Source organism: Arthrobacter sp. 10L430, from assembly GCF_056395245.1.
This window is the reverse complement of the sequence record NZ_JBFTJD010000011.1, coordinates 64,945-84,932: the sequence shown is the minus strand read 5'-3', so window position 1 is coordinate 84,932 and position 19,988 is coordinate 64,945. Positions and strand designations below refer to the sequence as shown.

The 19,988-nt window shown below is 66.5% G+C and carries 19 protein-coding genes; 11 read left to right on the top strand and 8 right to left on the bottom strand.

The genetic code is table 11. From position 1 onward, the window contains the following. Positions 1 to 90: 90 nt before the first annotated feature. The 5 genes from AC1DDG_RS11895 to AC1DDG_RS11875 all read left to right on the top strand — a co-directional run bounded on the left by AC1DDG_RS11895 (position 91) and on the right by AC1DDG_RS11875 (position 5,363). Positions 91 to 1,386 (top strand): sugar ABC transporter substrate-binding protein, encoded by a 1,296-nt coding sequence (locus AC1DDG_RS11895; protein WP_476876215.1) that lies wholly within the window; start codon positions 91 to 93, stop codon positions 1,384 to 1,386. Between the two features lie 83 nt (positions 1,387 to 1,469). Beyond that, positions 1,470 to 2,435, top strand: a complete 966-nt coding sequence (locus AC1DDG_RS11890) for a carbohydrate ABC transporter permease (protein WP_476876214.1) — start codon at positions 1,470 to 1,472, stop codon at positions 2,433 to 2,435. 1 nt (position 2,436) lies between these two features. Beyond that, a complete protein-coding gene (locus AC1DDG_RS11885; RefSeq protein ID WP_476876213.1) occupies positions 2,437 to 3,315 on the top strand; it encodes a carbohydrate ABC transporter permease in 879 nt (292 codons plus the stop codon). Positions 3,316 to 3,352: 37 nt separating this feature from the next. Then, positions 3,353 to 4,876, top strand: a complete 1,524-nt coding sequence (locus AC1DDG_RS11880; protein ID WP_476876212.1) for a glycoside hydrolase family 32 protein — start codon at positions 3,353 to 3,355, stop codon at positions 4,874 to 4,876. Positions 4,877 to 5,075: 199 nt separating this feature from the next. Beyond that, positions 5,076 to 5,363: a GIY-YIG nuclease family protein gene (locus tag AC1DDG_RS11875; RefSeq protein ID WP_476876211.1), complete on the top strand. Its 288-nt coding sequence runs from the start codon at positions 5,076 to 5,078 to the stop codon at positions 5,361 to 5,363. Between the two features lie 345 nt (positions 5,364 to 5,708). Here AC1DDG_RS11875 and AC1DDG_RS11870 read toward each other — a convergent pair whose 3' ends face one another. Continuing rightward, positions 5,709 to 6,224: a COG4315 family predicted lipoprotein gene (locus tag AC1DDG_RS11870; protein ID WP_476876210.1), complete on the bottom strand. Its 516-nt coding sequence runs from the start codon at positions 6,222 to 6,224 to the stop codon at positions 5,709 to 5,711. A 187-nt stretch (positions 6,225 to 6,411) separates the two neighbouring features. Between AC1DDG_RS11870 and AC1DDG_RS11865 the strand changes: the two genes are divergently transcribed. From AC1DDG_RS11865 to AC1DDG_RS11855, 3 genes are read left to right on the top strand one after another with little or no spacing between them, the layout of a single operon-like run. Continuing rightward, positions 6,412 to 6,912: a sigma-70 family RNA polymerase sigma factor gene (locus AC1DDG_RS11865; RefSeq protein WP_476876209.1), complete on the top strand. Its 501-nt coding sequence runs from the start codon at positions 6,412 to 6,414 to the stop codon at positions 6,910 to 6,912. Then, complete coding sequence (locus tag AC1DDG_RS11860) at positions 6,909 to 7,583, top strand: zf-HC2 domain-containing protein (RefSeq protein ID WP_476876208.1); 675 nt, start codon at positions 6,909 to 6,911, stop codon at positions 7,581 to 7,583. Before AC1DDG_RS11865 ends, AC1DDG_RS11860 begins: the two co-directional genes overlap by 4 nt. A 34-nt stretch (positions 7,584 to 7,617) precedes the next feature. After that, positions 7,618 to 9,552, top strand: coding sequence for a hypothetical protein (locus AC1DDG_RS11855; RefSeq protein ID WP_476876207.1), 1,935 nt, complete (start codon positions 7,618 to 7,620; stop codon positions 9,550 to 9,552). A gap of 36 nt (positions 9,553 to 9,588) precedes the next feature. Here the strand turns inward: AC1DDG_RS11855 and AC1DDG_RS11850 are convergent, their stop codons facing one another. From AC1DDG_RS11850 to AC1DDG_RS11840, 3 genes are all read right to left on the bottom strand, one after another. Further along, the gene (locus tag AC1DDG_RS11850) at positions 9,589 to 10,317 is read right to left on the bottom strand and encodes a DUF1206 domain-containing protein (RefSeq protein WP_476876206.1); all 729 of its coding nucleotides are present in this window, start codon (positions 10,315 to 10,317) and stop codon (positions 9,589 to 9,591) included. Between the two features lie 249 nt (positions 10,318 to 10,566). Beyond that, positions 10,567 to 11,514, bottom strand: a complete 948-nt coding sequence (gene trmB / locus AC1DDG_RS11845) for a tRNA (guanosine(46)-N7)-methyltransferase TrmB (protein ID WP_476876205.1) — start codon at positions 11,512 to 11,514, stop codon at positions 10,567 to 10,569. Positions 11,515 to 11,687: 173 nt separating this feature from the next. Further along, positions 11,688 to 12,083, bottom strand: coding sequence for a hypothetical protein (locus AC1DDG_RS11840; RefSeq protein ID WP_476876204.1), 396 nt, complete (start codon positions 12,081 to 12,083; stop codon positions 11,688 to 11,690). A gap of 237 nt (positions 12,084 to 12,320) precedes the next feature. Between AC1DDG_RS11840 and AC1DDG_RS11835 the strand changes: the two genes are divergently transcribed. Continuing rightward, a complete protein-coding gene (locus tag AC1DDG_RS11835) occupies positions 12,321 to 13,577 on the top strand; it encodes an MFS transporter (RefSeq protein WP_476876275.1) in 1,257 nt (418 codons plus the stop codon). Between the two features lie 52 nt (positions 13,578 to 13,629). Here AC1DDG_RS11835 and AC1DDG_RS11830 read toward each other — a convergent pair whose 3' ends face one another. Both AC1DDG_RS11830 and AC1DDG_RS11825 read right to left on the bottom strand, forming a co-directional pair. Next, complete coding sequence (locus AC1DDG_RS11830; RefSeq protein ID WP_476876203.1) at positions 13,630 to 14,919, bottom strand: MFS transporter; 1,290 nt, start codon at positions 14,917 to 14,919, stop codon at positions 13,630 to 13,632. A 25-nt stretch (positions 14,920 to 14,944) separates the two neighbouring features. Continuing rightward, positions 14,945 to 16,222 carry a M20 metallopeptidase family protein gene (locus AC1DDG_RS11825; RefSeq protein WP_476876202.1) on the bottom strand — a complete coding sequence of 426 codons (1,278 nt, stop codon included), beginning with the start codon at positions 16,220 to 16,222 and terminating at the stop codon, positions 14,945 to 14,947. A 113-nt stretch (positions 16,223 to 16,335) separates the two neighbouring features. Here AC1DDG_RS11825 and AC1DDG_RS11820 point away from each other — a divergent pair, with 113 nt between their 5' ends. Beyond that, positions 16,336 to 17,391 (top strand): Lrp/AsnC ligand binding domain-containing protein, encoded by a 1,056-nt coding sequence (locus AC1DDG_RS11820; RefSeq protein WP_476876201.1) that lies wholly within the window; start codon positions 16,336 to 16,338, stop codon positions 17,389 to 17,391. Between the two features lie 69 nt (positions 17,392 to 17,460). Next, entirely contained in the window at positions 17,461 to 18,822 is a 1,362-nt protein-coding gene (locus tag AC1DDG_RS11815; RefSeq protein ID WP_476876200.1) for an MFS transporter, read from the top strand. A gap of 12 nt (positions 18,823 to 18,834) precedes the next feature. On the opposite strand, the gene AC1DDG_RS11810 is transcribed toward AC1DDG_RS11815, so the two are convergent. Next, a complete protein-coding gene (locus tag AC1DDG_RS11810) occupies positions 18,835 to 19,569 on the bottom strand; it encodes an SAM-dependent methyltransferase (RefSeq protein WP_476876199.1) in 735 nt (244 codons plus the stop codon). 4 nt (positions 19,570 to 19,573) lie between these two features. Beyond that, positions 19,574 to 19,969 (bottom strand): DUF1801 domain-containing protein, encoded by a 396-nt coding sequence (locus AC1DDG_RS11805; protein WP_476876198.1) that lies wholly within the window; start codon positions 19,967 to 19,969, stop codon positions 19,574 to 19,576. Positions 19,970 to 19,988: the final 19 nt, after the last annotated feature.

Sequence of the window (19,988 nt, the reverse complement as noted above, 5' to 3'; positions counted from 1 at the left end):
AAAAAGGGGGACGCAGCCGTTGCACCGGCCGCGCCCCCGACGGACCCCGGGCAATCATCCACGCACAAATTCAGCAAAGGATTGACCATCATGAACAAGCGATTCACGCGGGTCCTGGCCACCAGCATAGCCGCGGCGGCACTCGTAGGCAGCCTCGGCGCCTGCGGCAAAGGCAGCGCCTCGGCATCGACCGAGGGCTCCAATGAAATCACCATGTGGACCCACAACGCCGGCAACCCGGACGAGCTCAAGGCCATTCAGGGAATCGTCGATTCCTACAACAAGAGCAGCGGCGCCAAGGCCAACATCAAGGTCCAGGCCTTCCCGCAGGAGTCCTACAACGACTCCGTGGTCTCCGCGGCTGCCGCCGGCAAGCTGCCCTGCATCGTGGACATCGACGGCCCCAACGTCCCCAACTGGGCCTGGGCGCAGTACCTGACCCCGCTCAAGCTCTCCGCCGACATCTCGAAGAACCTGCCCAGCACCGTGGCCAAGTGGGAGGGCCAGACCTACGCCGTGGGCTACTACGACGTAGCGCTGGCGATGCTTGCCCGCGCCTCGGACCTTAAGGCCGCCGGAGTCCGCGCCGCCACCATCGACAAGCCGTGGACCAAGGAAGAGTTCCAGGACGCGCTGACCAAGCTCAAGGCCCTCGGCAAGTGGCAGTACCCCCTGGACATGGGGACGGCCGGCGCCGGCGAGTGGTTGCCCTACGGCTACTCGCCGCTCCTGCAGTCCTTCGGCGGCGATTTGGTCAACCGTGACGGCTTCCAGTCCGCGGACGGCGCCCTCAACGGGGACAAAGCCATCGAGTGGGCCAACTGGTTCCGCGGCCTCGTGGACCAGGGCTTCATGGCCAAGAAGAGCGGCAAGGATTCCACCCAGGACTTCCTGAACAACAAGAGCGGCCTTCTCTACACCGGTTCCTGGGCAGCGGATAAGGCCCGTACTGCACTCGGCAAGGACCTGGTGGTCATGCCGACGGTGGACCTGGGCAACGGTCCCAAGATCGGCGGCGCGTCGTGGCAGTGGGGTGTGACGAGCGGCTGCAAGAACGCTGACGCCGCCATGGACTACCTGTCCTACTCCCTGAAGCCGGAGAACCTGGCCGCAGTGGCCAAGGCCACAGGAACCATCCCGGCCACCGACGGGGCCGCCGCGCTCCTTCCGGCCTTTGCCGAGGGCGGCGCCAACCGGGTGTTCATGGAATTCTCCCGCAAGTTCGCGGTCATGCGGCCGGAGACGCCCGCCTACCCGTTCATCGCCACCGAGTACGGCAAGGCAGTCCAGGACATCCTGGCCGGCGCCGACTCCAAGACCGTACTGGACAAGGCGGTCAAGGCGATTGACGCCAACATCAAGTCCAACGGCGGCTACAAGCGCTAGCCAGCTGCCCAACGGTCCGACGACGGCGGCCGGCACCTGCCGCCGTCGTCGGACCACCGGCACCCACTGTCAACGGAGACCCCATGACAACCACCCAGCTTCCCTCCCGCCGCCGCCCCGCCGTCACCGGGACGGCCGCGCCGGCCCAGTCCCCAACCCCGCGGCGCAAACGCCCCGGATACCTGCGCGAACAGCTCAGCGGATGGGGGATGATCACCCCGGCCGCAGTCCTCCTGCTCGCCTTCGTCTTCCTTCCCGCGATCCTGGGCTTCGGCCTCGCCTTCACGAATGCCCGCCTCATCTCGCCCCGTCCCGTGGAGTTCGTCGGAACGGACAACTTCGCCCGGCTCTTCAGCGACCCCACGTTCTGGCGTGCTCTGCTAAACGTCAGCTACTTCGCCGTTGTGGTGGTCCCCGTCCAGTCGGGCATCGCCCTGGCCATGGCGCTGCTGATCAACAAGAAATTCCGCGGCGTGAACTTCTTCCGCACCATCTACTTCCTCCCGGTGGTCACGTCCATGGTGGTGGTGTCCCTGCTGTGGCTGTTCATGTACCGCAAGGAAGGCCTGATCAACGAGCTGCTGTCCACCTTCAGCTTCGGACTCATCCAGGGCGCCGACTGGCTCAACGATCCGGCCACCGCCATGCCGGCCATCATCGCTCTGTCCATCTGGCAGGCGGCCGGATTCCACATGATCATCTGGCTCGCCGGGCTGCAGAGCATCTCCGGCGACCTGTACGAGGCCGCGCAGCTCGACGGAGCCAGTCGCTGGCACCAGTTCCGCTACGTGACCTGGCCGGGCCTCAAGCACACCCGCAGCCTGGTCCTGGTGACCATCACCATCCAGGCCCTCGGTCTCTTTGACCAGGTCAGTGTCATGACCCAGGGCGGACCGCTCGACTCCACCACCACCATCATCTACGAGGCGGTCCGTTCCGGCTTCAAGCAGCAGGAAACCTCCTACGCCTCGGCCATCTCGCTCGTATTCTTCGTCCTGGTGCTGCTGATCTCCGCGGTGCAGCGCTACCTGACCCGAGAGAAGGACTGACGTGAAAAACGCTCTTCGACTCAGCAGCGCAGCGGCCATGGCCGTACGGATCCTGTTCGCCGCCGTCGCCGCTTTCCCCATCGTGTTCATGCTGGTGTCCTCACTGAAGCCGGACACGCAGATCTTCGGCGACATGTCGTCCGTGGCGGCCTTTCTGCCGATCGGAAACATCTCTCTGGACAACTACACGGCAGTGTTCGACCGCGTCCCGGCAGCCCGCTTCCTGATCAACTCCATCGGTGTCTCCACCATCACCGTAGTGCTGGGCATCTTCATCAACAGCCTCTGCGCCTTCGCGCTGTCCCGCATGCAGGTGCGCGGCAAGCGCGTGGTCTTCACCGCCATCCTCGCCACCCTGATCGTGCCCTTCCAGACGCTGGCGCTGCCCTTGGTGTGGTGGGTGAACCAGCTGCCGTACTTTGAGCTCAACGGGTTCAGCCTGGAGATCTCGAAGGGCTGGCTGGACACCTACCAGGTGCAGATCATTCCGTTCATTGCCAACGCGTTCTCCATCTACCTGTACCACCAGTACTTCGAATCCATCCCGAAGGAACTGGACGAGGCAGCCAGAATCGACGGCGCCGGCTGGTTCAAGATCTACCGCCAGGTGGTCATGCCGCTCGCCGGACCGGCCACCGCCACCGTTGCCATCCTGACCTTCCTGCCCGCTTGGAACTCCTACCTGTGGCCGCTCATGGTGGTCCAGTCCGAGGAGCTGCGCCCCGTGATGATCGGCATCCAGTACTTCTTCCAGCTCAACGTCTCGTGGGGCGAAGTGATGGCGTACGCGTCCCTGATCACTATTCCCGTGGTGATCATGTTCATCGCGTTCCAGCGCTCCTTCATCAACAGCATCGCCTCCAGCGGCGTCAAGGGCTGACCACGGCCGGCTCCCAGTGCGAAAGACAGACATCCCCATGAACACAATTACCCAGCTCGACTGCCGGTTCCGGCCGAAGTGGCACTACGCCGCGGAACGCAACTGGCTGAACGATCCCAACGGACTGGTCTACTCCAACGGCACCTACCACCTCTTCTACCAGCACAACCCGCACGGCGATGTCTGGGGCAACATGTCCTGGGGTCACGCCACTTCGGCTGACCTCCTGAACTGGGAAGAACAGCCCGTCGCCATTGCCTGTGACGACGAGGAGGCCATCTTCTCCGGCTCGGTCGTGGTGGACGTGCACAACACCAGCGGCTTCGGCGACGGCGGAGTTCCGCCGCTCGTAGCCATCTACACCAGTGCCTACGCGCCCGCCTCGCCCTTGGCCGGCCGGCAGGCACAGTCCCTCGCCTACAGCACGGACGACGGCGCGACCTGGACCAAGTACGACGGCAACCCGGTGCTGGACCGCGCATCCGCCGACTTCCGCGACCCGAAAGTTTTCTGGTACGACGGCGATGCCGGGAGCTACTGGGTGATGGTCGCCGTCGAAGCCCTGGACCGGGAAGTGGTCCTGTACAAGTCGGCAGACCTGAAGTCCTGGGAATACCTCAGCAGTTTCGGGCCGGCCAATGCCACCGACGGCGTCTGGGAATGCCCGGACCTGTTTGAACTGCCGGTGGACGGCGATGCGCAGAACACCCGCTGGGTGCTCGTGGTCAACCTGAGCCCAGGCGGAATCGCCGGCGGTTCCGGCGGCCAGTACTTCATCGGAACGTTCGACGGCGTGGCGTTCCGTTCCGAGACCACCGTCACCGAGGGCCTGCAGCCGGATGAAAGCCGGATGGCGGAGTACGGCTGGCTGGACTGGGGCCGGGACTACTACGCGGCGGTGTCCTTCAGCAACGTGCCCGGCGGCCGCCGGCTCATGGTCGGCTGGATGAACAACTGGCAGTACGGGGCGTCAACGCCTTCGGACGGCTGGCGCAGCGCCATGTCCCTCGTTCGCGAAGTACGGCTGGTCTCCCGTGGCGGGCGTCCTGCGCTGGTGCAGGCCGCCGTGGACCCGTTTGCTGCCGCCGGAATGGAACTGTTCGCCCTGGACCGGCGGCGGCTACCCGAAGGCGTGACCTGGCTTCCGGCCGAGGCGTCCGGCGAAGTACTGCGGATCGACGCCGAGTTTGAACCCGGCGCGGCCGGCCGGACGGGCCTCGTGCTGCGAGCCGGCGGGGATTTTGGTGCCGGGGCCAGCGGCGGGGAGCGCACGGTGCTCGCTTATGACTCCGTCGCGGGGGAGCTCACCCTGGACCGGACGGCGTCCGGCAACGTGGGCTTCCACGAGACGTTCCCGTCCGTGGAAAGGGTGGCCGTTCCCCTGGAGGACGGCCGGCTGCGGCTCAGGATCTTTCTGGACCGCTGCTCCGTGGAGGTCTTCGCCCAGGGCGGCCTGGCCACGATCACTGACCAGGTGTTTCCCGCGGACTCAAGCACCGCCGTCGGCCTGCTCGCTGAAGGCGACGGCGGCACCCTGGTGAGCCTCTCCGTCGCTCGCTGAGCTTGTCGAAACCGGGCTGCGCTGGTTGAGCTTGTCGAAACCGGGGGGCGCGCTGGTTGAGCTTGTCGAAACCGGGGGGCGCGCTGGTTGAGCTTGTCGAATCCGGGGGGCGCGCTGGTTGAGCTTGTCGAAACCGGCAGTGTCCACATAGGGGTTACGAAGTCTTGCACTCATTTTGCTCGGTAACCATGCTCGAAGGATGCCTCACGTATACATGCTGCGGTGCTCTGACGGTTCCTATTACGTCGGAAGTACCGTGAACCTCGAAATCCGGCTCAGCCAGCATCAATCAGGAGAAGGCGCGGCCTACACCCGTCGCCGGCGTCCGGTGGAACTCGTGTGGGCAGTCGAATTTGACCGCATTGATGAGGCGTACGCCCGCGAAAAACAGGTGCAGGGATGGGGCAGAGCGAAGCGTGAGGCCCTGATCGAGGGGAACTATGGAGCCCTACCACGACTGTCTGTCAGCAAACCGACGCCCGATTGAGACTGTGGTCGGGGGCCTTGATCTCGACAGGCTCGATCAGCGGTTGCGTGGGTTGCCTGTCGAAACCTTGATCTCGACAGGCTCGATCAGCGGTTGCGTGGGTTGGCTGTCGAAACCTTGATCTCGACAGGCTCGATCAGCGGTTGCGTCTCGACCCTCAGTTTAGTGAGCCTCTCCATCGCTGGCTGACAGCTACTACACACGAACACCGCCTGTGGCTGCGGCCCATGCCAAGAGGGCGTCGGCGATGGGCCGCAGGTGCGGGTGGTCTTCGTACTGGCCATCTACTCAGAGGGTAGTGCCGGCGCCTGCACAGCAGGCGCCGGCTTTCCCAGTGTTGTTGCCCTACTTCATCATTGCGCCGTCGGGAGCCACGAGGTACCAGACATTCCCGACGCCCTGGCCGGTGATGTCGCCCGGGGCCTTGTCCTTCTGCCACAGGTAAACGGGCATGCCATCCACCGTCACCTGCTTCTTGCCGTCGGGCGTGGTGATGGTGCCGACCTTTCCGGTGACGCCCTCAACCTTGGGTGCGTCGCTGGTGGCGATGACCGGCGGCCACTTGACGAGGCAGTCACCGGTGCAGTTGCTCTTGCCCGAGTCCTTCACGTCCTTGGTGAAGTAGTAGACGCTCATGCCCTTGCCGTCCACCACAATGTCGCCCTTGCTCGACGATGCGGTCTTGAGGTCCACCGTTGCTGCTTCGCTGGCCGTTGCCGTGGCCGATTCGCTGGCGGACGCTGCTGCCGACTCGGTGGCGGGTGCCGCCGTCGTGGGCGTTGTGCTGGTTCCACCGCCACAGGCGGTCAACGAGGCGGCAAGTGCCAAAACTGCAAGACCAACGCTCAATTGCTTGTTCATGTGCTGCTCCTTGGCTCGGGCCGGCAACTGGGAGACCGGCGCTATCTGGAAGGACGCACAAAGGTGAAGAATGGTTCAAAGCTTCGCCGACAGACCCGAATGAACTTTTTGGGTGCCGCCTGCGTCGTATAGGCCATGAACGCCGGCTCGCGAGGACCGGCTTCAACGAGTACAGCTGGAGGTCCTGGTGGCGCTAGACGAAGAAGTGGTTGCCGCGATCTACCGCGACCACGGGACGGCCCTGCGCCGGTTCGTGATCAGTGCCTCCCACGACCCGCTCCTCGCAGACGACATCGTCCAGGAAACGGTGTTGCGCGTCTGGCAGCAGGCGCCGAAGATTACCGGCAGCATGCGCAGCTACCTGTTCCGGACAGCCCGGAACATCATGATCGACAATTACCGGAAATCCCAGCGCCGGCCGCAGGAGGCCGAAGAGCGCGACCTTGCCGACCCGGCGGAGGCCACCGGAAGGGTCGACGAACTGCTGACCAGGGTGCTGATGGAAGAGGCCCTGCTCCGGTTGAGCACGGAGCACCGGGACGTGCTGGTGGCACTGCATTACCGGCGCTTCACGGTGACCGAGGCGGCGGTCCAGCTGAACATTCCAAGCGGCACAGTGAAATCCAGGGCTTTCTACGCGGTGAAGGCTATGCGGACAATTCTTGATGAAATGGGTGTGGAACGGTGAACGGCAAGGAACTCCATGAGTTGCTGGGGGCATACCTGTTGGGAGGCCTCGACGACGCTGACAGGGCGCGCTTCGAGGAACATCTCAAGCAGTGCGGAATGTGCCGCGACGAACTCGCTGATCTCGAGACCCTGCCCGGGCTTCTGAACGTCGTGCCGGTGCCCGACGCTGTGGCGCTCGCCGTCCCCGCTCCGCGCGCGTCCGGCTCCGGGGAACCGGAGGCCGGCGTCCCCAAAAACGTATTCGACGAGTTGGCAGCCCGACGCCGCAATACCCGACGGCGGTTGACCGCCCTCATCGGGGCGGTCGCCGCAGCTTGCCTGGCCTTGGGATTTGCCGCCGCACCACTCCTCGACCCGGCCAACAAGCCCAACGTCAGTTACTCGGTTCAGGCCGACACCGGGATCCAGGTCACAGTGGGCATGGTCAAAAAGACCTGGGGCACCGAACTGGCAGTGGACGGCAAGAGTCTCCCGCACAAGGGAACGCTGTCACTGTGGGTCAAGGACCGTGCCGGAGCGGCGGATCGCGCCTGCGCCTGGATGGCGACGCCAAGCGGCAAAGTCAGGGTGACGAGTGCGACTCCGTTTCAGTACACGAGCATTGCCAGCGTCGAGCTGCGGAACGAACAGCAGCAGACAATTGCCGTGATTGCCGTGCCGGGCGCCTGAACAGCCCATTTTGTCCGACCCTCCTGTTCTACTGGTGTCCAGCAGCACCTTGCTGCCGGACAGCGCGGTTGGTACCCAGGGCGAAGCGGACGGAGATTCGATGGAGCAGCGACGGCGGGACCGCGGAAACGGCGGCCGGAGCCCCGGGAACCGCACTGAGGATGATCCCGTCGGGGTTGACGGTGCTTACGAGGTTGTCGCCTCCGGTGAGCAGCTCGCGCGGACCCTCACCGCAAAGGGCCGCACACGTCCGGCGGCGGTGATCGCCTGGCACCCCGCCATGCCCCAGAACAAGATCGACGTCGCTCACATAGCCCGCGAGGTGGGGGACCTCGCCGACGTCTACTACCTCGAAAACGGACCTGAGTCGTTCAGTTTCGGTGGCGCCCTGCCTCCCGGTGCCCACGTTTACGGCAATGCGGCACGGGTTTACTCTGCGGACCTCGACTGGATGCGGGACGTCTACAAGAGCCCGCTGCGGATGTCGCAGAGTCCCTTCGCTGCGGCGAAGGCAGCTGATTGCATCATCGAGGACGTTTTGAGCCGGGTCACCGCGCCGCCGCCTCCGGCCGTTCCCACAACACCGCTGAAAATGATGGAGGGCACGGTCAAGGCTTTTGCCAGCGCCGGCTCCCGGGCCATCGTGGAGCTGGCAGACGGCAGGCGCTGCGCCATCCGGCGCGAGCACGTCGCACCGCCCGTGCGCTTGGACTGGATGCTTGATCCGGGGCAGCCGGTGGCCGGCCTGTACGATCCCGTCGGCAGGACCCTGGACATCAGTGGGGCGAAGACAGTTCCGCGGCTCACGGATCTCTACTCTTCGGACGACCTTGTACTGGCACTGGTGGAGGAAGTGACCTGCAAGGCAGCTACCCTCACTCTCTTTCCCGGGTCCAGTTGGTCGGTGCCCGTCGACCGCATGTCGTCCAACCCCCTCGACACCGCAGACAGCCTCGTCACGGAGGGGGAGGTGGTGGTTGTCCGGTTCCTCCGTGACAAGGGTGCCGTTGTTCTCTCCCTCATCGACGTTGATGACGACGAAGAGGTCCGGGCAGCGCCGGCGCTCGTGCGGGGCGGGACTGCCTGGCTGCAGGCAGGACGGCATCTGCTGGAACGGGCGGAGACGGCCACCGGAGAGGCCTCGGCGGCATCCTCAGGGGCAGGGCTGCCCGCCGGACCGGGGCTGCCCGCAGGACCGGCGGGGGTGACGGGGCAGCCAGTCCCGCCAGCCCCAACGGGAGGTGCGGCCGGCACGCCGGCGGCTGCCCTGATGTCGGTGCAGCTTTCCCTTGCCACCGAAAGGGCCGAGGTGGGCAGGCTGCGGGAACTGGTCAAAGCTGGGAGCAGCGCCGGTCCGGAGCTCCTTCGCCTGGAGCGCGAGGTGGCGGCACTGCACGAAGAGCTTGGGCTGGAGCGCCGGCAAGCGGCGGCGAGCGAGGCGCACCTGGCCGGTTTGGCCGCTAAGAATGCCAAGCAGTTGGAGGATCTGCGCACGCTGCGTACCCGCAACCGCGAAATGCAACAGGGGCTGAAGCGGTCCCGCGACGATCAGACCGGGGCTTTTGAAACGGCGGAGGAACAAGTCCGGCACGATATTTATCTGGCCTGGGTGCGTAACGTTCCTGCCGACGACAAGTCCAGATTTCCCTTGCCAGCGGGATTCAGCATGGGGCCGGAGTTCGCCGCTTCAGTGTATTCGCGGAGGGAAAAGGGAGCCGTCGCCAAAGCATTGAAAGCGGTGGTGGAGGTCTTGACGGGCATTGCGGAGCGGAGTTCCGCCCGGGAGGTGCATCCTTTGCGCTCCAACGACGGAGGCGATGCCCCGCAGATACAGCGCGAAGACGGCGCCCGGTGCTTCCGGGCATCGATCGAGCGGGGCGTCGCGTCCGCGCGCAGACTGCACTACTGGAAGACGGAGGGCGGCGTGGAGCTGTCCCGGGTGGTGGTCCACGACGACTTCAAGCCATAGTCCGCCCGGGCCGGGTCACAGCATCGGCCGGGCCGGCTACATCCGGGCGAGCCTCGCGCGGACCACCATGTACGCCCCGTAGCAGATGAGCCCCAGCCCCACGGCTGCGAGCAAATACACGCCGAATGGCTGCTCGCGCAATCCCCTGAGCGCGCCGTCCAGCCCAGTTGATTCCTGGGGGTGGGCCGTGACCGCGGCAACGACCACCAGGAGACCCGTCACAAAGAGGGCCACGCCCTTGGCCACGTATCCGGCCATGCCAAGGCCGCGAACGCCCTTGCGGGAGTCTGGTGAGGACGGCATGCGGATGCGCTTCTCGAAGGACTTCCGGAATCCGCGGACCGCGTAGACGATGCCGGTGGTGGCCACAGCGGCGCCAATCAGCACGAGGAGCAGGACTCCGCCCGGCGCCTTCATCAGCGTGACGGTCATGTCGCTGGTGGACTCCCTGTTGTCCTTGCCACTTCCGCGGGCAAAGGAGGCAAACGTAAATGCGAAGGCCGCATAGACCACGGCCTGGGCTCCCGCCTGGAACTTACGGGAGGCTTTCTCCTTGGACGGCAGATTGCCGAAATCGAAGATCGCGTCGCTGGCCTGCCACAGGGCCAGAGCGATGCAAGCGGCGAAACTGACCCACAGCAGCAATGGCCCGGCCGGCTGGCTGGCCAGTTCCGCCACGGCCCCGCTGACGTCAGCCCGGCCGCCCTTGCCAACCGCCAGCCCGATGGCGATGGTCCCTACCAGGACGTGAAGCAGCCCGCTCACGGCAAACCCTGCCCTGGCCATCAACTCAAGTGTGCGGGAGTTGGTAACCTCCTGGGCTTTGTCCGATACGCCTTGCAGTTCTCTTTTGATGATCGTTCCTTTGCGCCGGCACCGTCGTGCAGTTACTGCGGTTTCCCGCCCGCTAAGGCTAATCGTGCCACGGGAAAGCGCTCGGCGACAGACCGCCGTGGTGCCCAAAACAGGCTGATCGAGGACCGGCTGCACCCCGCCCAAAGGCACGGCTGGGAACTATATCCGCCGGTAGCAGAGATCGAAGATCATGCGGCCGGCCTCGTGTGCCTTGTTCTCGAAGCTGGTGCGGATGCGGCCCTCGAAGCGCGGCGCCCAGCCGCCGGTTTCGTCGACGCCTTCGTTGGGTCCGGTGTGCTCGGTGCTGACAGGCGCCCGGCCTTCTTTCACCGGAGCGCCGCCGACCAGCGATTCGACGCCACTCTGCCAAACGTGCGTGAGAGGGCTCTCGGGACCCCTGCGCTCGCCGTTGTGCAGGTTCTCAAAGGCCGTGGAGCCGGCGAGCACGTCCCGTACATGCACGGCGTAGTTGGACCAGTCCGTGGCGATCCGCCAGAGCCCGCCCGGCTTCAGTGCCCTGGCGGCCAGCTCGGCGAACTCGGGCTGGATGAGCCGGCGTTTGTGGTGCCGGGACTTGTGCCAGGGGTCGGGGAAAAAGATCCACAGCTCGCTGACCGATGCTGGCGGAAGCATGCTCGCGAGGACCTCAGGGGCATTGGCCTCCACGACGCGGACGTTGGTGAGGCCCCTGCTGTTGATCTTGATCATGGTGTTCGCCAGCCCCGGCGTGTAGACCTCCACGGCGAGGAAGTCCTGGTCCGGGTTCTCCTCGGCGGCGTGGCAGACGGCATCTCCCAGACCGGAGCCGACCTCGACGATCAGCGGGGCCCTGCGGCCGAACTCGGCCTCGGCATCGAAAGTGTAATCCGGGTGAACCGAGGTGTTGGCGACGTGGCGCGGAACGTCTACCGCCCAGCGGTCCGAGTGCTCTTCCCAGGCGGCCTGCCGCCGGCCCTGAAGGCGGGTTCCGCGGCGCACGAAGCTGACCGGCCGCCCGCCGTACGTGCCGAACGACGCCTGGCTGCCCGGCGTGACGGGCCGCGGCGCGTTGGGATTTTCGGGCTGCTCGTTCCCAGGCTGCTGGGGGGATTCTGGAGTTTCACTCATCACCTCCAGAATAGTGGAGCCGACGGGCCGATCGCCGCCGTCCCGGCAATCGCAGGTGACCAGCGCAGCTGGCCGCGAGAGACCGAGGGCAAGATGTCTGGCACGGCCAGAGACATCGGCCGGAGCGCGGCGGCCGGCGGGCGTACGTGATGTGAAAGGGGCTCTCCAGCGGTTCAGGACATGAGGGTGATGATGCCTTGGATGACCGCCGGGATGATGAAAAAGGCGGCCTCCGTCCCTACGATCCATAACCCGGCGACCCCGCTTCTCCAGGCCTTGGTGCCACTGCGGTTCCGTCTGACCGCGAGGATGCCAAGGACCGTGCCAAGGAGTCCGAACAGCACGGGCAGGCTAAACAACACCGCCGGCGCCACCCAATCCAGGCCGCTGATGCCGGTGTCCGGCCGCGTAAACAGAACGGCGAATACGGTGGGCACAGCCGTGAGGACCATGCTGGGGATGGCCAGAACACTAAACACGAGACTCGCGCTCCCCTCCCCGGAGCCCTGCTGATCGTCACGGGGAGGCTGGGGCTCGTCGCGGTACATCGGCGCATTTGGAAAGCTCATAGGTCTCCCAACAGTTGGCGATTGATGACACGGAACCGGAAGCTTTCACTCCACACTATTTGCGGACCCGGGCAGACGTGACTGGCTTTTTGCCTAAGTGGATAACTGCCGCCCGGGCGTCCGGCTGGCTCGTTGGGCCACAGTTCGGCCTGTTTGGACAGGGACCGCCGCTGCCTGAGCGCCTGTAAGAATGGGCGAGTGAGGGAAGCGAAGAACACAGCAGCGACGAACCAAGAAATGCCCGGAGCGACTGGCAGGCGTCCTGGCATGCTGGTGGACGCCGAGATCGATGAAATCCCTGCCGCCGAACCCACGCAGGTTGGCGGCCCGCGGGCGCTGGCATACCTTGGCCTGTGCCTGGTGCTGATCGGGCTGAACCTGCGCACGGTGTTCTCAAGTTTTTCGGCCGTGCTCCCCGAAATAACGTCGGACGCCAGACTGCCTGGCTGGACAGTCGTTGTGCTCACCACTGTCCCGGTAACGCTTCTCGGCGTGTTCGCGCCGCTGGCACCCGTGCTGGGGAGAAGATTCGGTGCCGAGCGCGTGCTGCTGGGTGCAATGGCTGTTTTGACGGCCGGGCTCCTCCTGCGCCCGGTGGAAGTCCCAGGCGGCGGGCACCTGCCCGCCTTGCTCGCGGGTACGGCCGCGTGCGGGGCGGCGATTGCCCTGTGCAATGTCTTGCTGCCCGGGCTCGTGAAGCGTGATTTTCCGCACCGGCTGGGCCTAATGGGCGGCCTGTACACCACGGCCATCTGTGCGTCCGCTGCCCTCGGTGCGGGCTTCACCTACCCGGTCTTCATCGCGACGGGACAGTGGACCTCGGCGCTGTGGTTCTGGGCTGTGCCGGCCGCCGTCGTTCTTCTGCTTTTCCTGCCGGTCGCCGTACGGCAGCGGCACGGGCAGCACAAAGCCGTTCACGACGGCGTGAACGTGTGGCGCTCCGCAATCGCCTGGCAGGTCACCATCTTCATGGTGCTGCAGGCCATGATGTCCTTCAGCGTTTTTGCCTGGCTGGCCCCGATCCTCCGCGAACGCGGGGTGGACGGCGGCACGGCCGGGCTGATCGTGTCCGCATCGATCGCGCTGCAGATGCTGGGCTCGCTCTTCGCACCCGCCCTGGCCGCGAAGTTCCGTGACCAGCGCATCATCAACACCGTGGTGGCGCTCATGACCGGCGGCGGCTTCGCGCTGAGCATCTTCGGTCCGCAGGAGCTGATCTGGGTGTGGACCGGCCTTCTTGGCCTGGGCCAGGGGAGCCTCACGGCCGTGGCCCTGACCATGATCATGCTCCGCACACGGGACGGGCAAACAGCCGCACACTTGTCGGGCATGATGCAGGGCGTGGGCTACGGGCTGGGATCAACGGGAACGCTCCTGGTGGGCCAGCTGCACCAGTCCACCGGCTCGTTCACTGCTGCCGGCGTGCTGTTCCTCGTGGTGGGTTCGCTTGCCGCATTCTTCGGATACCGGGCCGGGCGGAACCGCTTCATCTGACTCGCTGGTTAAGCCTGCCTGGACCAAGCTCAACCAGCGGATTGCCAGCTGGCTAGTGCGTCAGGTCCTTGCCCTTGGTCTCGGGGATGGTGAAGATGAACGCCGCGCTAACCACCAGAAGCACCACCGCATAAACGTTGAACAGGTTGGGCAGCTGGAGCGTCGTGCCAAGCCACTGCTGCAGGTAGGGTGCGGTTCCGCCGAACACCGCCACGCAGATGGAGTACGGCACACCCACGCCCACGGTCCGGATGCTGGTGGGGAACAGCTCCGCGTAGACGGCGGGCACAATGGCCGCGCTCGCGGCGATGAAGATGAGCATCACGGACATGCTGACCGCCAGCTGCCAGGCAGAATCCTTCAGCAGCCAGGTCATGGGGAAGTGCATCACGGCCGCACCGATGGCGCCGGCCCACAGGACCTTCTTGCGGCCGATCCGGTCGGACAGCTTGCCCCAGAACGGCAGGGCGGCGATGAACACGATGTTGCCGACCACGCCGGCCCACAGCGCTTCGCCGCGGTCGATCTTCAGGGCGGTGGTGGCATAGCTCGGCGCCACCACACCCCAGATGTAATAGATCACCGTGAGGCCGACCGTCAGCCCGATGACCTGCAGCGCCTGCTTGCGGTAACGGACAATCTGCGGCCAGATCGGCGCGCGCTTCTCGGTGGTTGTCTCGCCTTCGAACACGTCCGACTCGTGCAGCCTGGACCGCATGATGAGCGCGTACAGGCCCATGGCGGCGCCGATCAGGAACGGAATGCGCCAGCCCCAGGCGTTCATGACCTCGGTACTCAGCGCCATGTTCAGGACCGCCCCCAGCAGCGTCCCAAACAGGATGCCCACCGTGCCCGAGGTGTAGATCAGCGTCGCCCAGAAGCCGCGGCGCTCCTTGGGTGCCATCTCGGACAGATACGTTTGCGACGACGGCAGCTCGCCTCCGTGCGCCAGGCCCTGAACGAGCCGGGCCACCAGGAGCATGAGCGAAGCCCACGCGCCGACGCTCGCAAACGTCGGCGCAACGCCGATCATCAGGCTGCCCAGAGACGCCAGCCCGACGGCGAGCGTCATGGAGGTCTTGCGGCCCACCCTGTCGCCGATCCAGCCGAAGAGGAACCCGCCGAACGGCCGGGCCACAAAGCCGACGGCGAAGATCGCCAAGGTGGACAGCACCGCCGACGCCGGATCCGCCTTGCTGAACAGCTGGCTGGCGATGAATGGGGTGAACGTGGCGTAGATGGCCCAGTCGTACCATTCGACTGCGTTGCCGATGCCTGTGCCGATGATGGTCTTCGCGGTGGACGCTCGGCCCGTGCGCTGCTGATTAAAGGTGGTGGTCATGGTTCTCTCCCTCAGGTGGGCGGGGCTAGGAGGCCGAGGCGGCGGCCGGAACGGCGGAGGCGCCGGCGGGCGACGCCGCCGCAGACAGCGTGGCCAGCCGCGAAACGGCGAGTTCGGCATAGAGCGCGGCACCGTCAGCCAGCACGGCGTCGTCGAACGTTGCGTACGGTGAGTGGTTGAACGGGGAGGTGGCGTGGTCCGCATCCCGGGGCACGGCGCTCAGGCCGATGAAGGTGCCGGGCACCTCGGCGAGCACCCGGGAGAAGTCCTCGGAGCCGCTGAGCGGGGTGGCCCAGCGCGCGAGCCGCGATTCGCCGAAGAGGCCCGCGATGACGTTCTCGGCCGTGTGCGTTTCGTCCTCGTCCGTGATGGTGAGGGGGTATTCCTGCTGGTAGTCGACGTCCACGTCGAGCCCGTGTGCGGCGGCGATACCCTTGAGCAGACGAGGCACAGCGTCCATCATCTTCTGCCGGGACTCTTCGGAGAACGTCCGGATCGTGGCCTCGATGCGCGCCGTTTCCGGGATGACGTTGCGCTTGGTGCCGGCGTGGAGTACGCCCACGGACAGAACCACCGGATCGAACATGTTGAACTGCCGGGTGACCATGACCTGCAGGGCCGTCACCATTTCGGCCGCCGCCGTGACGGGGTCCTTGGCCGAATGCGGGGCTGAGCCGTGGCCGCCGGCGCCCAGCACGGTGACCACCAGCCCGTCGGAGGAGCTGAGCATGACGCCCGGCTTCGTGCAGAACGTGCCGTGGGGCTCGAGGGAGGAGAAGACGTGCATGCCGTAGGCGGCGTCCACCCGGCGGCCCGGTGCGTCCAGAACGCCCTCGCGGATCATGTAGCTCGCACCGTCGAAGCCTTCCTCGCCCGGCTGGAACATCAGCACGACGTCGCCGGCCAGCTGGTCCCGGCGTTCTGCCAGCAGCGTGGCGGCTCCTGCCAGCATGGACGTGTGGAGGTCGTGGCCGCACGCGTGCATGGCGCCGTCGATGGTGGAGGTGTACTCGACGCCGGTCTTCTCCTGGACGGGCAGCCCGTCCATGTCCGCGCGGAGGAGGACTGCGGGCCGGTCAGCCCCGGTGGTGCCGGCGGCGCCGGGCGCACCGCCGCGCAGGACCGCGGTGACGGACGTCGTGTCCTTGCCCAGGGTGATCTCGAAGGGCAGCCCGTCCAGGGCCTTGAGGACCTTTTCCTGCGTCCGCGGCAGCTCCAGGCCGATCTCCGGCTCCCGGTGCAAGCCGTGGCGGAGCCGGGCGAGGTCTCCCTGCAGTTCCTGGGCATCGGCGGCAATTGGCACGTGCACTCCTTGTCTTCGGTTTTATGCTCTGTGCGTCTATTCTGAAGTGGCCTGCTTCACACTCCGGAGAAGTGCTAGAACAATGCATTTGTATTGGATTATCTGCAGGATTCATGCAGGACGGGAGGCTCATTTTGGAGCTCAGCGAGGATGACCTCGTTCTCATCAACGCCCTGCAGATCGCGCCCCGGCTCAGCTGGGCGGATGCATCCGGGGTTCTGGGCGTTCACGCCACCACGCTTGCCAACCGGTGGGAGCGGTTGCGCTCCGGCGGGGCCTCGTGGGTGACGGCCCATCTCATCGGCGACCCCAAGCAGATGTGCCTCGCCTTCGTGGCCGTGGACTGCGAGATGAACCGCCGGGAACGTGTCACGGCCAGCCTGGCGGCGATGCCGGAGATCGTCACGGTGGAGGAGGCCGCCAGCAACCGCGACCTGATGCTCACCGTCATTACCCGGTCGCTGGAGGAATTCAGCACCAATGTGGTGTCCCGGCTGAAAGACATCGAAGGCCTGGTGAAGTACCAGACGGCACTGTGCACCCGGCTGCACGCCGGCGGCGATGCCTGGCGGCTCAACGTGCTGAGCCGGGCGCAACAGGCGGCTCTTCGGGAACTCGCGCGCCCCGCTGGTCCCGGCACCGAGCGCCCGGGCTCCGCCCGGGAACCGCTGCCCGCGAGCCACCTGGATCTGCTTCCGTACCTGGCCAAGGATGGGCGCGCGACCGCGGCAGACATCGCGCGTGCCCTGGGCCGCAATCCTGCCACTGTGCAGCGCCAGCTGAACCGCGTGCTCGCCAGCGGAATCCTGTCCCTGCGGTGCGAGGTGGCGCAGCGTTACTCGTCCTACCCGGTCACCTGCCAGTGGTTTGTCAACGTTCCGGCCGGCCAGCATGAGGCCGCCGCCGCGGAGATCCGGACCATCCGGAACGTGCGCCTCAGCGCCTCGACCACGGGGCCCACCAATTTCGTGATCATCATGTGGCTCCAGTCGCTGGCCGACGTCATGACCGCCGAAGTCGCCCTGCAGCAGAAGGTCCCGGGCATCGAGCTGGTCGAAAGCGTCGTCATGCTCAGCACCGTGAAGCGGGTCGGCTGGTTGCTTAACAAGGACTCCACGGCGAGCGGCGCGGTCGTCGTCGATGCCGGGGGCCTCGAGCTCGCGGGTTAGCCCGCGGGTTCCCAGCGCAGCGGACCGGTGCCGGGTGCGTTGCGCCGCCACGTGTGGCATGCTGTCGCCGTGCACGAATCCGCCCCGCCACGTTCCGCAGCACCCGCCGCAGGGATCCTCCGGCACCCCTATCTCCTGGTGACCGTCGGCTCGTGCGCCCTGGTGTTCCTGGCCGCCTTCGAATCGCTGGCCGTGACCACCATCATGCCGATCGTCAGCCGCGAGCTCGACGGGGCAAGCCTGTACGCCCTGGCGTTTGCCGGCCCGCTGGCCACCGGGGTGATCGGCATGGTGGGCGCCGGCAACTGGTCCGACCGGCGGGGGCCTCTGGCGCCGCTGTACGCTTCCGTGGCCGTGTTCGTTCTGGGGCTGCTGATTGCGGGCACGTCCGGCAGCATGGCCGTCCTGGTCTCTGGCAGGCTGGTCCAGGGCCTGGGCGGCGGCGCCATGACCGTGGCCCTCTACGTGGTGGTGGCCCGCGCCTATCCGCCCGAGCTCCATCCCAAGATCTTCGCCGCGTTCTCCGCAGCGTGGGTCATCCCGTCCCTGGTGGGGCCGTTTGCCGCCGGACTCGTGGCGCAGCTGGCCGGCTGGCAGTGGGTGTTCCTCGGCGTAGTGGCCCTCGTTGTCCCCGCCCTGGCCATGCTGGTCCCGGCGCTGCGCGGGGTCCGGTCGGGACCGGAGGAGCAGCCGGCACCGTGGGCCTTCGGGCGGCTGGCCTGGGCTGCCCTCGCCGCCCTCGCGGTATTGGGCCTGAACCTGTCCTCCCGGATTCCGGTGGCCGGCGCGCTCGTCGCGGCTGCCGCCGTCGTGGTTGCCCTGCTGGCCGTCAGGCCATTGGTGCCGCGCGGAACCCTGGCTGCCCGCCGCGGGCTGCCCAGCGTGATCCTTACCCGGGGACTGGCGTCGGCCGCGTTCTTCGGCGCCGAAGTCTACCTGCCCTACCTGCTGGTGGAACGCTACGCCTTCTCGCCCACCTTCGCCGGACTCACGCTGACCGGGGGAGCCCTCGCCTGGGCCGCGGCCTCCGGCATCCAGGGTCGCCTCGGCGGACGGCTGCCGAGCCCGGTCGCGGTCCGGATCGGTTCGCTGCTGGTGCTGTCCGCGATAGTCCTCGCCCTGGTGACCACCGCCTTCGGCTGGCCGGCCGCCATCGCGATCGCCGGCTGGATCCTTGCCGGCGGCGGCATGGGACTGATGTATCCGCGGCTGAGCGTCATGACGCTCGCGCTCTCGACGCCGGACACGGAAGGCTTCAACAGCTCGGCGATGTCCATTTCCGATTCCCTCGGCGGTGCCCTCGCCCTCGCCACCACCGGCATCGTGTTCACCGCGTTTACGACGACGGCGGCATCGTTCGCCGGGGTGTTCGCCCTCACGGCCGCGGTCGCCGCAGCCGCTGTGGCCATTGCACCCCGGGTGGCCGACTAGCGCCGGAGCCTGTTAGAGGCGGGGAAGCACCTTGCAGGCGTCTGCCCGGGTGGCGCGCAGCACGGCGTCGGCCAGGAGCGCCATCTGTCCGTCCGGGCCGGTGGCCTCGCGTTCCCTGGCCTCAGCCACGTCCACCCGCCATTCCGGCGCCGTCAGCCCGAGCTCGGACACGAGCTCCTCCGCCGTGAAAAACCGTCCCGCCGCGTGGCCCGCTCCGCCGTCGTCGGAATGGCTGTGACCGGACCAGGGCGGCAACCCCTCCGGATGGTGCCCCACGATCAGCAGTGAGCCGCCCGGCCGCACCGCGCCCGCGGCAATCCGGTGGGACCGCTGCCAGGGCATTTCGGTGGAGTGCAAGAACTGCGCGGAGACGAGGTCAAACTGTTCCTCCGGCGTCCACGTCTCCAAGTCCTGCCGCAGCCAGGAAATGCGGCGGCCGGCCTCTGATTCCGCTGCATGCGCGGCGGCCCGTTCCAGCGCGACGGCGGACACGTCCACCGCGGTCACCGTCCAGCCCCGTCCGGCGAGCCACAGGGCATCGGCACCTTCGCCGCAGCCGAGGTCCAAAGCCGTTCCCGGTCTCAGCCCGGCCGTTTCAGCGACAAGCTGCGGGTTGGGCCGTCCGCTCCAGATGCGCGGACGGCTCCGGTACATTTCGTCCCAAAGGTGGGCGGCGCCGTCGTTCTTTGCCGCGTAGTGCTCTGCGTTCGCGCCGTCCGCGGAATGCTGGTGGGAAGGTGAAGGCATCCGGTTATCCGCCGCTCTTGATCTTGCGCCAGCCGCCGGCGCGGTTGTTGGCGATGACAGCCCTGAACAGTTCCGTCAGGGCAGGTGCATTGATCGCTTCGCCTTCGTAGAAGGCCACCGTGCGGGCCGTCCTGTTCTCGTGTCCACCGGTGATGAGGTGCTCCGGGTCAGGCACGATCCCGCCGTCGTACAGGAAGACGTTGACGTGGTCCTTGGCCGCGAGGAGGGCGCAGATGTTGCCCTGGAGTTCAAAGTAGGGTTGCCGCGTGCGCTTGATGGTCTCCGTCACTTCCGGATCGGCGGCATGGACCAGCTCGCGGACTTCCCGGCACACCGCCTGCTGCCATTCGGGAAGCGCGCCAATGTAGGCGTCCACGCGCGGATCTGCGGTGTAGTCCATTGGGAACACCCTGCCACAC